General features: G+C 67.6%; 12 protein-coding genes. 3 read left to right on the plus strand and 9 right to left on the minus strand.

The window, feature by feature from the left end:
* The first annotated feature begins 22 nt into the window (after window positions 1-22).
* Both hslO and BDI24065_RS28645 read left to right on the plus strand, forming a co-directional pair.
* The gene (hslO, locus tag BDI24065_RS28640) at window positions 23-973 is read left to right on the plus strand and encodes an Hsp33 family molecular chaperone HslO (RefSeq protein WP_175034082.1); all 951 of its coding nucleotides are present in this window, start codon (window positions 23-25) and stop codon (window positions 971-973) included.
* Window positions 974-1,107: 134 nt separating this feature from the next.
* Window positions 1,108-1,482 (plus strand): hypothetical protein, encoded by a 375-nt coding sequence (locus BDI24065_RS28645; RefSeq protein WP_175034083.1) that lies wholly within the window; start codon window positions 1,108-1,110, stop codon window positions 1,480-1,482.
* Window positions 1,483-1,571: 89 nt separating this feature from the next.
* Here BDI24065_RS28645 and ftsB read toward each other — a convergent pair whose 3' ends face one another.
* From ftsB to BDI24065_RS28690, 9 genes are all read right to left on the minus strand, one after another.
* Window positions 1,572-1,997, minus strand: a complete 426-nt coding sequence (gene ftsB / locus BDI24065_RS28650; RefSeq protein WP_043190303.1) for a cell division protein FtsB — start codon at window positions 1,995-1,997, stop codon at window positions 1,572-1,574.
* An 81-nt stretch (window positions 1,998-2,078) separates the two neighbouring features.
* Window positions 2,079-3,362 carry a phosphopyruvate hydratase gene (gene eno, locus BDI24065_RS28655; protein WP_011352544.1) on the minus strand — a complete coding sequence of 428 codons (1,284 nt, stop codon included), beginning with the start codon at window positions 3,360-3,362 and terminating at the stop codon, window positions 2,079-2,081.
* Window positions 3,363-3,468: 106 nt separating this feature from the next.
* Window positions 3,469-4,323, minus strand: a complete 855-nt coding sequence (gene kdsA / locus BDI24065_RS28660; protein ID WP_085039266.1) for a 3-deoxy-8-phosphooctulonate synthase — start codon at window positions 4,321-4,323, stop codon at window positions 3,469-3,471.
* A 2-nt stretch (window positions 4,324-4,325) separates the two neighbouring features.
* Window positions 4,326-5,978, minus strand: coding sequence for a CTP synthase (locus BDI24065_RS28665; RefSeq protein WP_046546046.1), 1,653 nt, complete (start codon window positions 5,976-5,978; stop codon window positions 4,326-4,328).
* Window positions 5,979-6,159: 181 nt separating this feature from the next.
* Entirely contained in the window at window positions 6,160-7,005 is an 846-nt protein-coding gene (locus BDI24065_RS28670) for an alpha/beta fold hydrolase (protein WP_122945777.1), read from the minus strand.
* A gap of 194 nt (window positions 7,006-7,199) precedes the next feature.
* Window positions 7,200-9,683, minus strand: coding sequence for a DNA internalization-related competence protein ComEC/Rec2 (locus BDI24065_RS28675; RefSeq protein WP_175034084.1), 2,484 nt, complete (start codon window positions 9,681-9,683; stop codon window positions 7,200-7,202).
* Between the two features lie 57 nt (window positions 9,684-9,740).
* Window positions 9,741-10,529, minus strand: coding sequence for a TatD family hydrolase (locus BDI24065_RS28680; RefSeq protein WP_043190311.1), 789 nt, complete (start codon window positions 10,527-10,529; stop codon window positions 9,741-9,743).
* A gap of 67 nt (window positions 10,530-10,596) precedes the next feature.
* Complete coding sequence (gene lolD / locus BDI24065_RS28685; protein WP_438820038.1) at window positions 10,597-11,355, minus strand: lipoprotein-releasing ABC transporter ATP-binding protein LolD; 759 nt, start codon at window positions 11,353-11,355, stop codon at window positions 10,597-10,599.
* The gene (locus BDI24065_RS28690; RefSeq protein ID WP_011352551.1) at window positions 11,348-12,601 is read right to left on the minus strand and encodes a lipoprotein-releasing ABC transporter permease subunit; all 1,254 of its coding nucleotides are present in this window, start codon (window positions 12,599-12,601) and stop codon (window positions 11,348-11,350) included. Before BDI24065_RS28690 ends, lolD begins: the two co-directional genes overlap by 8 nt.
* 149 nt (window positions 12,602-12,750) lie before the next feature.
* Between BDI24065_RS28690 and BDI24065_RS28695 the strand changes: the two genes are divergently transcribed.
* Window positions 12,751-13,553: regulator (locus BDI24065_RS28695; RefSeq protein ID WP_175034086.1), on the plus strand; the 803-nt coding region annotated here is incomplete at its 3' end.

A 13,553-nucleotide genomic window follows, 5' to 3' on the forward strand; every position in this document is an offset into this window, starting at 1 on the left:
GCACGGATTTCAAGGAAGAAGAGTGAGCGACCAGTTACAGAAATTCATGTTCAATGCGGCGCCCGTGCGCGGCGAGATCGTTTCGCTGCGCAATACGTGGCAGGAAGTGCTCTCCCGCCGCGACTACCCTGCCCCCGTGCGCACGGTGCTCGGCGAGATGATGGCCGCGTGCGCGCTGCTGTCCGCGAACCTGAAATTCAACGGCACCCTGATCATGCAGATCTTCGGCGACGGGCCGGTCCAGATGCTGGTCGTCCAGTGCGGTTCGGATCTGTCGATGCGGGCCACCGCGAAGTTCGCCGGCGATTCCGCCCAGACGATCGGCGACGACACGAGCTTCGCATCGCTCGTCAATGCGAGCGGTCATGGCCGTTGCGTGATCACCCTCGACCCGGCCGACAAGCTGCCGGGCCAGCAGCCGTACCAGGGCATCGTGCCGCTGAACGGCGTCGACGGCCCGCACGAATCCGTCTCGCAGGTGCTCGAGCATTACATGCATCACTCGGAGCAGCTCGATACGCGCATGTGGCTCGCGGCCGATCGCGACCGCGCGGTCGGCATGCTGCTGCAGAAGCTGCCGGGCGACGGCGGCATCGTGCCGCGTAACGCCGAAACCGATACCGATACGTGGGAGCGTGTCTGCACGCTCGGCGGCACGCTGTCCGCGCAGGAACTGCTCGAAGTCGAACCGGAAGTCGTGTTCCGCCGGCTGTTCTGGCAGGAAAACGTGCAGCACTTCGAACCGGCCGGTACGCGCTTCCAGTGCTCGTGCTCGCGCGAGAAGGTCGGTGCGATGCTGCGCATGCTCGGCCGCGAAGAAGTCGACAGCGTGATCGTCGAGCGCGGCCACGTCGAGATCCATTGCGAGTTCTGCAACCAGCGCTATGAATTCGATCCGGTCGACGTCGCGCAGCTGTTCGCCGCACCCGGCGTCGAGACGGGCATCGCGCCCGCGACCGAGCAGCGTCACTGAGCAGCAGCCCGATGCCCGCCATCCGGGCACGGGCGCATAATGACGCTCGAGCGTCGCACGCACGGCTCCCGCGCCGAAGTCCCGCACTTCGGCGCAAGCCGCTTCCCGTCGTCGGCGCGCTGCAGGAGAAACACATGAATCGCCCGCTTCATCGATCGTTTCATCGCCCGTTCCGCGCCATCGTCCTGACGAGCGTTGCCGCCGGCACGCTGGCGCTTGCCGGCTGCGCGATGCCGCCGCCGACCTCCACGATCCTGAGCCGCCTGCCCGAACCCGGCGCATCGGGCGGCCAGCCGCCTGCGCTGTCGAGCGCCGAACGCAAGCGCTATGACGAGATCGACCAGCAGGTGCTGCGCGAACAGAACAGCGCGATGGCGGCCGAAGCAGCCGCGCGCGCGTGGGCCTATTACTCGCCGCCGCCCGTGACCGTCTACGGCGGGTATTACGGCGGATGGGGCAATCGCTGGGGCTCGGGCATCAGCTACGGCTACCCGGGATGGTGGTGGTGAGCGTGCATTGCCCAGCCGATTGACTACCGGCAGGAAATAAAAAAGCGCGGTATTTCCCGCGCTTTTTCAATGGATTCGAGTAGCCGTGCTCAGTGATGCGCGGCCTTGCCCTTGTCGCCGCCATGATGCCGCGACGGCTTCGCGATCGACTGCGGATTCGGCACGACACGCACCGGTGCCGCGGATACGGCGCCGCGCGTCGACGTATTCGACGGCGTGTTGTTCAGCGGCGCAGCCGGTGCATTCGGCGACACGAACTGCACGAATACCTCGCCGTCCTTCACCATGCCCATCTCGTAGCGTGCGCGCTCCTCGATGGCCGCGGTGCCGCTCTGCAGATCCTGCACTTCGCCTGCAGTACGCTCGTTGCGCAGCTTCTCGTCCGCGTTCTTCTGCAGCTGGTCGTCGAGCTGCTGACGCAATTCATGCACCCGCAGCCAGCCGCCGTGTCCCCACCATAGGGGGTACTGAATGAGCGCCAGCAGGGCAATCAGGACGACAGTGACAAGCCGCATGTAAGAACCGCAGATATAAGAAGCGCCGCTCCGCGCACATGCACAGAGCGGCGTCGAGATGACGAACCCGATAGTAGCGCGTTAGCGCAGGTTATAGAAAGCCGATTTACCCGGGTAGCTTGCGATGTCGCCGAGATCTTCCTCGATGCGCAGCAGCTGGTTGTACTTCGAGATACGGTCGCTGCGCGACAGCGAACCGGTCTTGATCTGACCGGCGTTCAGGCCGACCGCGATGTCCGCGATCGTCGAATCTTCCGTTTCGCCCGAGCGATGCGAGATCACGGCCGTGTAGCCTGCGCGCTTCGCCATTTCGATTGCCGCGAACGTTTCGGTCAGCGTACCGATCTGGTTGATCTTGATGAGGATCGAGTTCGCGATGCCCTTCTCGATGCCTTCCTTCAGGATGCGCGTGTTCGTGACGAACAGGTCGTCGCCGACCAGCTGCACCTTCTTGCCGAGGCGATCGGTCAGCAGCTTCCAGCCTTCCCAGTCGCTTTCGTGCATGCCGTCCTCGATCGACACGATCGGGAACTTGTCGGCGAGCGTCGCGAGGTAGTCGGTGAATTCGGCCGACGACAGTTGCAGGCCTTCGCCCGCGAGCTGGTACTTGCCGTCGTGGTAGAACTCGGATGCCGCGCAGTCGAGTGCGAGCAGCACGTCTTCGCCCGCACGGTAGCCGGCCTTCTCGATTGCCTGCAGGATCGTCGACAGGCACTCGTCGTTGCTGCCGAAGTTCGGCGCGAAGCCGCCTTCGTCGCCGACTGCCGTGCTCATGCCGCGGTCGCTCAGGATCTTCTTCAGTGCGTGGAACACTTCCGCGCCGCAACGCAGGGCTTCACGGAACGTCGGCTGGCTCACCGGGACGATCATGAATTCCTGGATGTCGAGGCTGTTGTTCGCGTGCGCGCCGCCGTTGACGATGTTCATCATCGGCACCGGCAGTTGCATGGCGCCCGAACCGCCGAAGTAGCGGTACAGCGGCAGGCCTGCCTCTTCGGCGGCTGCCTTCGCGACGGCCATCGACACGGCCAGCATCGCGTTCGCGCCGAGGCGCGACTTGTTGTCGGTGCCGTCCAGCTCGAGCAGCGTCTTGTCGAGGAACGCCTGTTCCGACGCGTCGAGGCCCATGATGGCTTCGGAGATTTCGGTGTTGATATGCTCGACTGCCTTCAGCACGCCCTTGCCGTTGTAGCGGCCGGCTTCGCCGTCACGCAGTTCGATCGCTTCACGCGAGCCGGTGGACGCGCCCGACGGCACCGCCGCGCGGCCCATCGTGCCCGATTCGAGCAGCACGTCGCATTCGACGGTGGGGTTGCCGCGCGAATCCAGAATCTCGCGGCCGATGATATCTACGATTGCACTCATGGGTTTCCTCTGAGAATGACGATGGATTCTTCAAACTGCGACGGCGCACGCGCCTGAACCGCTTTCGCTACAGACGCGCGAAACCGTCGCAAGGTTCATTCGATCTTTAATTGAAATCGTTTTCCAGGAACGGATTGCGCTTCACCGCCTGGTCGAGCGTGACGAGAGTCTCCAGCAGCGCACCCATCCGGTTCAGCGGCACCGCGTTCGGGCCGTCCGACTTTGCCTCGGCCGGATTCGGGTGCGTTTCCATGAAGAGGCCCGCGACGCCCGTCGCGACCGCCGCACGTGCGAGCACCGGCACGAATTCGCGCTGGCCGCCCGAGCTCGTGCCCTGCCCGCCCGGCAACTGCACCGAGTGGGTCGCATCGAACACGACCGGAGCGCTCGTCTCGCGCATGATCGCGAGCGAACGCATGTCCGACACGAGATTGTTGTAGCCGAACGAGACGCCGCGCTCGCACGCCATGAAGCGGTCTTCCGACAGCCCCGCTTCACGGGCCGCTTCGCGCGCCTTGTCGATCACGTTCTTCATGTCGTGCGGCGCGAGGAACTGGCCCTTCTTGATGTTGACGGGCTTGCCCGAGCGCGCGCACGCATGGATGAAATCGGTCTGGCGGCACAGGAACGCCGGCGTCTGCAGCACGTCGACGACCGACGCGACCTGCTCGATCTCCTCGATCGAATGCACGTCGGTCAGCACCGGCAGGCCGAGCTGGCGCTTCACCTCGGACAGGATCCGCAGGCCCTCGTCCATTCCGAGGCCACGAAACGATTTGCCCGAGCTGCGGTTTGCCTTGTCGTAGGACGACTTGTAGATGAACGGAACGTTCAGCTTCGCGCAGATCTCCTTCAGGCGGCCCGCCGTGTCGATCGTCATTTGCTCCGATTCGACGACGCAGGTACCCGCGATCAGGAAGAAAGGCTTGTCGAGACCGACCTCGAAATCGCACAGCTTCATGCTTACACTCCGCGCGCTTGCTTGTTGACAAGCGCAGCTTCGACGAACGACTTGAAGAGGGGATGACCGTCACGCGGCGTGGACGTGAATTCCGGGTGGAACTGGACGCCGACGAACCACGGGTGCATCGAACGCGGCAGTTCCATCATTTCCGGCAGATCCTCGCTCGGGGTACGGGCGCTGATGATAAGGCCGCCGGCTTCGAGCTGGGGCACGAAGCGGTTATTGACTTCATAACGGTGGCGATGGCGCTCGTTCACGTCCTTGCCATAGATCTCTTCGGCCATCGTGCCGGGCTTGATCGGGCAGCGTTGCGAACCCAGGCGCATCGTGCCGCCGAGATCGGATTCCTCGGTGCGCGTCTCGACCTTGCCGTCGCGGTCGTACCACTCGGTGATCAGCGCGACCACGCGTTCCGGCGTGTCCGGCTCGAATTCCGTGCTGTTCGCCTGCTTCAGGCCGACGACGTCGCGCGCGAACTCGATCACCGCGAGCTGCATGCCGAGGCAGATGCCGAGATACGGCACCTTGGCTTCACGCGCATAGCGGATCGCCGCGATCTTGCCTTCCGTGCCGCGACGGCCGAAACCGCCCGGCACCAGCACGGCGTCGAGGTGCTTCAGGCTGTCGACACCGTTCGTCTCGATCTCTTCCGAGTCGATGTATTCGATGTTGACCTTGGTCGACGTGTGCAGCGATGCGTGGCGCAGCGCCTCGATCAGCGACTTGTACGACTCGGTCAGGTCGACATACTTGCCGACCATGCCGATCGTCACTTCGTGCTTCGGGTTCTCGAGCTTCTCGACGAGCTCCGACCACATGGTCAGGTCGGCGTCCTTCGGCGACAGCTTCAGTTCCTCGCAGATGATGCGGTCGAGGCCCTGGTCGTGCAGCATCTGCGGAATCTTGTAGATGCTGTCGGCATCCCACACCGAGATCACGGCATCTTCCGGCACGTTCGAGAACATCGAGATCTTCTTCGATTCGTCGTCCGGAATGCGGCGGTCCGCACGGCACAGCAGCACGTGCGGCAGGATGCCGATCTCGCGCAGCTTCTGCACGCTGTGCTGGGTCGGCTTCGTCTTCAGCTCGCCGGCCGTCGCGACGTACGGCACCAGCGTCAGGTGCACGAAGCACGCGCTGTTGCGGCCGAGGCGCAGGCTCATCTGGCGCGCGGCTTCGAGGAACGGCAGCGATTCGATGTCGCCGACCGTGCCGCCGATCTCGACGATCGCGACATCCGGCTCACCGCAGGTGGCCGACGCGGCCCCGCGCTCGATGAACGCCTGGATTTCGTTCGTGATGTGCGGAATGACCTGCACGGTCTTGCCGAGATAATCGCCGCGGCGTTCCTTGCGGATCACCGATTCGTAGATCTGGCCGGTCGTGAAGTTGTTGGCCTTGCGCATCTTCGTGCTGATGAAGCGCTCATAGTGGCCGAGGTCGAGGTCCGTCTCCGCTCCATCTTCCGTCACGAACACTTCGCCGTGCTGGAACGGGCTCATCGTGCCGGGGTCGACGTTGATGTAGGGATCGAGTTTGAGGAGGGTGACTTTCAGACCGCGCGATTCGAGGATCGCGGCGAGGGAAGCGGCGGCAATACCCTTGCCAAGGGAAGAAACTACGCCGCCGGTGACGAAAACATATTTGGTCATCGCTGGATGCTCGCGGGAAAAACGGATTATACCGTAAAGCCCGCCCTTCTCTCAGCAATTGACTCGATGATCGCGCCCTTTCGCGCCGCCCCGCACCAGCCATGCGCGCCGGGGCGAAGCCGCCCGCCGGCCGGTGCAGCCGCGCGTGCCGGGGGCGCGCGCCCGGCCGCCAAATCGTGCGTCAGGCGCGCTTCGCGAGCGGCGCGGCGCCCTGCGACACATCGCCCTCCGCCGCCTTCAGCGAATTCAGCATCCGCTGCAATGCGCGGGCGGTCTCGAGCGGCCGCTCCATCGGGAACAGGTGGCTGCCTTCCAGCCATTCGACGCGGCCGCGCGCCGCGCGCCGCGTCGCATCGAGCCCGACCTGGCGCACCTCGCGCGAACGCGTGCCGGCGAGAAAACCGAGCGGCACCGGCGCGCCGTGCGCGAGCCGCGGGCCGAGCGTGTGCGGCAGCGTCCGGTAAATCAGGTATTCGACCTGCCGGTCGAATGCGAGCGAGCGCTCGCCGTCGGCACCGGCTTGCGGAATCCCGTAGTCGATGTAGTCGGCCAGCATCCGTTCGTCCCAGCGGGCGAACGCCGGCTTCTCGCGGAAGTGCCGCCAGACTTCGTCGCGGCTCACCCAGCGCGTGCGCCGGTTGCGCGTCGCGGCGGCCGGCGACAGCCGCTCGTCGAGCCCCGCCCACTGGCTCGCACGCAATGCGCCGGCGCGCCAGCCCGCGATGATCGGCGAATCGATCATCACGACGCCGCGCACCCATTGCGGCTTCTTCAGCGCGGCCATCAGCGACAGGTAGCCGCCGAGCGAATGGCCGACGAGCCAGACGGGACGCTCGTAGCGGCTGCCGATGTCGTCGAGCAGCTGCTCGACGAGATGCGGCCAGTCGCGCGTCACCGGGTAGCGGCGGTCGTGGCCGATCCGTTCGATGTAGCGCAGCTCGTAGTCGTCGGCCAGTTCGGCGAAGATCGTGCGGTACGTCGACGCCGGAAAGCCGTTCGCATGCGAGAAGTGGAGGATGTCCTTCAAACGCCGATGTCTCCTTTGTCGACGAGAGTTAGTGCTTTAGCACTTACTCTCGTCCCATGCTTCGCGGTCGACCGGAGTTGGTGCTTTAGCGCTTGCTCCGATCTCATGCTTCGCGTTCTGCCGGGCCCGTGCTTCGGCATGGAGCGCGGGTCCCGGGCCTTCCATCCTGATCGATACGCCGGCCTGCACCGCGCTCAGCGATCCATCCAGTACCGTCGCCGAACGTCACGATGACGTTCGAACGCAAACCCGCCGCCGGCCGGCGCGACGTCGAACCGCACGGCGCCGTCGCGATCGGTACGCGGCAGCGGGATCCCGCGCGCCTCGTAACGGGCGAGAACCGTCCGGTGCGGATGCCCGAAACGATTACGATAGCCTACAGGAAATACCGCGACGCGCGGCCCGACCGAATCGAGGAAAGGCTCGACCGACGACGTGCGGCTGCCATGGTGCGGAACGACCAGGATCTGCGCGGCCAGCGCGTCGCGCGCGGCGGCCACGAGCTGGCGTTCGGCGCGCGCCTCGACGTCGCCCGTCAGCAGCGCGGACGTCCCGCCCGCGTCGATGCGCAACACGCACGACTGCCCGTTCGACGAACCCGGGCCCCAGCCGCCCCGTGGCCACAGCATCGTGAACGCGACGCCGTCCCAGGTCCAGCGCTGCCCGGCCACGCACGGCAGCCGGTCGGCGACACCGGCGGCTGCCGCGTCACGCCAAAGCCGGCTGTTCGGCGCAATGCCGGCCAGCAGCTGTCGTACGTCGGCTGCCGCATAGACGGCTGGCACGCCGCCCGCGTGATCGGCATCCGCGTGACTGAGCACGAGCGCATCGATGACCGCGATGCCGCGTGCGCGCAACGCCGGTGCGACGATCCGCGCGCCGGCGTGGGTCGACTCGGCGCCCGGCCCTGCGTCGAACAGCAAGGTGCGTCGCGCGGTCTCCACCAGCACCGACGCGCCCTGCCCGACGTCGAGCACGGTCAGCCGGAAACCGCCCGGCGGAGGTGCCTCGGATGCCGGCGCGACGAGCGGCAGCCACGTGAGCGGCGCCGCCCAGCGCAACGGCCAACCGCGCGGCATCAGCGCCCATGCGACGCCGACGCAGGCCAGCACCATCACCGGCCAGTCGGGCATGCGCAGCCAGAACACGCCGGCCGGCCAGTCGGCGAGGTATCCGAGCAGCGTCATCATCGGTTCGAGCGCCGCGTGCGCAAGCCGGAACGCGTACGCATCGAGCGGTGCAGGCAGCGCGATGCCGGCCAGCACGACCGGCGTCACGACCGAGCTGACCCACGGAATCGCGAACGCATTGCCGAGCGGGCCCGACAGGGATATCTGCGCGAACCATGCGGCCGTGAGCGGTGCGAGACCGATCGTCACCGCGTACTGCACGCGCGTGGCCTCGGCGACACGGCGCCCGGCACGTGCGCGCCACGCGCGCAACCGGCTCGACAAGCCGACCGCGCCGACGTCCTCCTCGTTTTCCGCATCGGCCTCACGCACGCCACGCCAGCCGGCGACGGCCAGCAGGATCACGGCGACCGCCCCGAACGACAGCCAGAACCCGGCCGACAGCACGGCCCACGGATCGGCAAGCAGCACCCCGCCGAGCGCCGCGCACAGCACCGCGGAAGTCGGTACGCTGCGCCCGGCCAGGTACGCGATGCCGCCGGCCGCGATCATCCACCACGCGCGCTGCGCCGGCACGTTGAAGCCGGCAAGCGCCGCATAGCCGGCCGCGGCCGCCAGCGCGGCGAGCACGGCCGCGTACGGTGCCGGAAACACGAGCGTTGCGGCCCGGGCGCGCCAGCACAGGCGGCGCCAGACCATCGACACGAGCCCGCCCGCGATCGCGCCGACGAGCCCGACGTGCAGGCCGGAAATCGCAACCAGATGGCTCGTGCCCGTGCTGCGCAGCGCGTGCCAGTCGTCGTCGCCGATGCCCGATTGGTCGCCGATCGCCAGCGCGGCGACGATGCCGCGATGGCCGGCATCACCGCCGAGCGTCTCGCCGATACGCGCGCGCAGCGCGTCACGCAGCCGATCGATCGATGCACGCCATCCCGCTGCGCGCGCATCGAGCAATTCCGCCCGCCGGGGCGCGCTGACATACCCGATCGCGCGAATGCCTGCGGCCAGCCACGCCGCCTCGCTGTCGCGCACGCCGGGATTCGCCTCCGCATGCGGCCGCTTCAGGCGCACGACGAAACGCCAGCGCTGTGCGGCGCGCAGATCGGGAAGTGGATCGCGTGTCGCCGATGCGCCGTATGCGCGCCACGACAGCCGGATCAGCGGCGGAAAACGGGCCAGCCCCGCATCGTTCGACTCGACCGCGAACAGCAGCCGCGCACCCGTCTCGTCGACCACGGGCAGCCCGCGAATCAAGCCGGTGACGACGATGTCGCGCCCTTCCCACTCGGCGGGCAGGCTGTCGTCCAGCCGCCATTCGGCCCGCGCGGCCGCGTAGCCAAACCCGACGACGCAGGCCGCGAGCGCGCACAGTATCCATCCGAACGCGGCGGTCGTACGCGTACGCCGGCGACGCACGCACCACGCGCCCAGCACCACGCAACCCGCGAGCACGGCCGCACCGATCGTCCATGCGAGCGCACCCGGCAACGCCGCCTGCCGCTGCAGTACGACCACGCCGAGCGCGAACGCGATCCACCACACGCGCATCCCGCCTCCTCGTCGACCCGGCGCCGCCATTGCGAATGCGGCGCCTTCCGGCAACGATTATGCGGACGAAAGTGCGAGTCGCGGCAGCGCGGCGAGCGCGTTAGCCGAAGTGCATAGGGACACCGCGCCGGCGTCGAGGCCGCGCAGCTCGGCGAGCACGTCGCCGATACGCGGCACCTGGTCGGGCGTGTTGCGGGATTTGTACGCCCATTCGGGCGCGATGTCGGGCGCGTCCGTCTCGACGACGAGTGCGTCGAGCGGCAACTCCGTGGCGAGCCGGCGGATCTGCAGCGCGCGCGTGAAGGTCACGTTGCCGCCGAAGCCGAGATGCAGCCCTTGCGCGAGATACGCTTCCGCCTGCTGGAAACTGCCGTTGAACGCATGCGCGATGCCGCGCCGTACGCCGAAACGGCGCAGTCCGGCCAGCACGCGATCCTGCGACTTGCGCACGTGGCACAGCACGGGCAGGTCGAATTCCCGCGCCAGCTTCAGCTGCCCCTGGTAGAAGAACTGCTGCCGGTCTTCGTCGAGCCCCGGCACGAAATAGTCGAGGCCGATCTCGCCGATCGCGACGAAGCGCGGATCGTCGAGGCTCGCCTCGATCTCCATGCGCAGCAGGTCGAGATCCTCGTCGCGTGCGCGTGGCGTATACATCGGATGGATGCCGAGCGCATAGACCGCGCCCGGCGTGCGTTGCGCGAGTTCGCGCACCGTCGTGAAGTTGTCGCGCCCGACGCTCGGGATCACGATGCGCGACACGCCGGCCGCGCGCGCCGCGTGCGCGACCGCGTCGCGGTCGGCGTCGAATTCGGCGGCATCGAGATGGCAGTGCGTGTCGATCCACATGGCGGCAGCCCTGCGCCGTGGCGCCGCGCCGGGACGACCCCGGCAGCACGCCAAGCGCGTTCGCTTCTTACACCGGCAGCGCCGGCTCCTCGTGCAGCACGCCGTCGCGCAGCCGCATGATGCGATCGCAACGCGCGGCGAGATCGGGATCGTGCGTGACGATCACGAAGCTCGTTTCGAGCGTCTCGGACAGTTCGAGCATCAGGTTGAACACCGTATCGGCCGTCGTGCCGTCGAGGTTGCCGGTCGGCTCGTCGGCGAGCACGCACGCGGGCTTCGTGACCAGCGCGCGCGCGATCGCGACGCGCTGCCGCTCGCCGCCCGACAGCTCGCCCGGACGGTGCTTCGCACGCTGGCCGAGACCGACACGCTCGAGCATCGTCTGGGCCTGCTCGCGCGCGTCCTCGGTCGTCATCCGGCGAATGCGCAGCGGCATCGCGACGTTGTCGAGCGCGGTGAACTCGGGCAGCAGGTGATGGAACTGGTAGACGAAGCCGAGCGCGCGGTTGCGCAGTTCGTTGCGCTCGCGCTCGGCGAGTTGCGTGAACGGCTTGCCGAGCAGCGACACTTCGCCCGCGCTCGGCTCGTCGAGCCCGCCCAGCACATGCAGCAGCGTGCTCTTGCCGGACCCCGACGCACCGACGACCGCGAGCTTCTCGCCGCGCCGCACCGTCAGCTCGGTATTGTTGAGCACCTGCACGTTGAAGCCGCCCTGCACGAACGCCTTCGTGACCCCGCGCGCCTGAAGCACGTAATCCTGCATACCTGCCGAATCCTGTCTGTTGTGTTGTCGTGAATCCGCGAATGCGGTCGCGCGATCATTCATAGCGGAGCGCCTCCGCCGGCTTCACCTTCGCCCCGCGCCAGCTCGGATAGAGCGTCGCGATCGCCGACAGCGCGAATGCGATCAGCCCGATCCGGATCACGTCGCTCGCGACGAGTTCGGACGGCAGTTCGCTGATGAAGTACACGGACGGCGGCAGGAACTGCACGCCGAACAGGTGCTCGATCATCGGGATCAGCCACGGGATGCTCCACGCGATCAGGCAGCCGAGCGCGACGCCCGACGCCGTGCCGACGAAGCCGATCGTCACGCCCTGCACGACGAAGATCTTCATGATCGACCCCGGCTGCGCGCCGAGCGTGCGCAGGATCGCGATGTCGGCCTGCTTGTTGGTCACCGTCATCACGAGCGACGACACGAGGTTGAACGCAGCCACCGCGATGATCAGCGTAAGGATGATGAACATCATCCGCTTTTCGATCTGCACGGCCGAAAACCACGTCTTGTTCTGCTGGGTCCAGTCGCGGATGTACAGGCTGCCCGACAGCGTATGCGACAGCTCGACCGCCACGTCCGGCGCCTTCTGCATGTCCTTCAACCGCAGCCGCACGCCGGTCGGTGCGGACATCCGGAACAGCGCCTCGGCGTCGCGGATGTTGATCATCGCGAGCGTGCTGTCGTACTCGTAGTGCCCGGACTCGAACACGCCGACGACCGTGAACTGCTTCAGCCGCGGCATCATGCCGGCCGGCGTGATCGACCCTTCGGGCGCGACCAGCGTGACCTTGTCGCCGACCGTCACGCCGAGGTTGCCGGCGAGCGCATCGCCGAGCACGATGCCGAACTGGCCCGGCACGAGCGCGCCGAGCTGGCCCGCCTTCATGTCCTTGCCGATGTCCGACACCTGCGGCTCGAGCGTCGGCTCGACGCCGCGCAGCATCACGCCGCTCACCGCGTCCTGGCGGGTGAGCAGCGCCTGCGCGTCGACGTACGGCGCCGCGCCGATCACCGACGGATTGCGGCGCGCTTCCTGCGCGGTCAGTTGCCAGTCGGGCATCGAGCCCGTCGGCGAGAACACCTCGACGTGTGCGAGCACCGACAACATGCGGTCGCGCACTTCCTTCTGGAAGCCGTTCATCACCGACAGCACGACGATCAGCGCCGCGACGCCGAGCGCGATCCCGAGCATCGACACGAGCGCGATGAAGGAAATGAAGCCGTTACCGGTCGTGCGTTTGCCGGCGCGCGTGTAGCGCCAGCCGATCTGCCATTCGTACGGAAGTTTCAAGCGAATCCTTTCTGCTGGTTACGGCGGGGAGGCGCCCCGCGGCCGGACCGCCGCCCGGTGGCGGCCACCGGCCCGGGCACGGTCGAAAACGGCCGCCGGACGCGAACGGGCCGTCAGCCGGCCCGATCACGCGCGCAGTTTGCCATACAATGCGCACCATCATGCACGACCGACGCCTCCATTTTCTCGTTCCGTTCGCGCTGCCGTCGGCGGCCGATGCGGCCTCGTCCCTGCACACGCTGGACAGCCCCGCGCTCGAAAAGTTGCTCGCCCGCGCCAGCCTCGTCGAGCGCGTGGCCGGCGAGGACTTCCAGCGCACCCTGCCGCACGAGCGCTGGCTGGCCCGCCAGTTCGGCGCGACCCAGGGCAACGCCGCGGACGAGGCGCCGCTCGCGCCCTACATGCTGCTGGCGGACGGCGGCGCCCCCGGCGCGCACGCGTGGGCCTGCGTCGAACCCGTCCACGTCGAAATCGCGCACGATCACCTGGTGCTCGTCGATCCGGCAGCCCTCGCACTCGACGAAGGCGACGCAGCCGCGCTGCTCGCGGTCGCGCGGCCGCTGATCGAGGAGCTCGGCGTCCGGCTCGAGGCGCCGCACCCGTCACGCTGGTACCTGTCGAGCGAGCAGCTCGCCCGCCTCGCCGGCGCCGCGCCGCTGCGCGCGAGCGGCCGCAACATCGAGATCTGGCTGCCGCACGAGGCCCATACGGGCGAACGCTCGCGGATGTGGATGAAGCTGCAGAACGAAGTGCAGATGGCGTGGTTCCAGCACCCGGTCAACGAGGCCCGCGAGGCGCGCGGCCTGCCGGCCGTCAATTCGATCTGGTTCCATGCCCAGGGCACGCTGAAACCGGTCGGCAAGCCGTTCGCGCGCGTGCTGTCCGCGTCGCCCGCGGCGCTCGGCCTCGCGCGCGCCGCGCAAGCCGACGCCGGTGCGCCGCCGGCCGCGTT

This window comes from Burkholderia lata (assembly GCF_902499025.1).
Classification (GTDB): domain Bacteria; phylum Pseudomonadota; class Gammaproteobacteria; order Burkholderiales; family Burkholderiaceae; genus Burkholderia; species Burkholderia lata_C.

Bases quoted from the DNA above. Each gene is read 5' to 3' on its own strand.
- eno (WP_011352544.1), bottom strand. From the start codon at position 3,362: ATGAGTGCAATCGTAGATATCATCGGCCGCGAGATTCTGGATTCGCGC.
- lolD (WP_438820038.1), bottom strand. From the start codon at position 11,355: ATGAATGATCGCGCGACCGCATTCGCGGATTCACGACAACACAACAGA.
- BDI24065_RS28680 (WP_043190311.1), bottom strand. From the start codon at position 10,529: ATGTGGATCGACACGCACTGCCATCTCGATGCCGCCGAATTCGACGCC.
- kdsA (WP_085039266.1), bottom strand. From the start codon at position 4,323: ATGAAGCTGTGCGATTTCGAGGTCGGTCTCGACAAGCCTTTCTTCCTG.
- BDI24065_RS28675 (WP_175034084.1), bottom strand. From the start codon at position 9,683: ATGCGCGTGTGGTGGATCGCGTTCGCGCTCGGCGTGGTCGTACTGCAG.
- BDI24065_RS28645 (WP_175034083.1), top strand. From the start codon at position 1,108: ATGAATCGCCCGCTTCATCGATCGTTTCATCGCCCGTTCCGCGCCATC.
- BDI24065_RS28665 (WP_046546046.1), bottom strand. From the start codon at position 5,978: ATGACCAAATATGTTTTCGTCACCGGCGGCGTAGTTTCTTCCCTTGGC.
- ftsB (WP_043190303.1), bottom strand. From the start codon at position 1,997: ATGCGGCTTGTCACTGTCGTCCTGATTGCCCTGCTGGCGCTCATTCAG.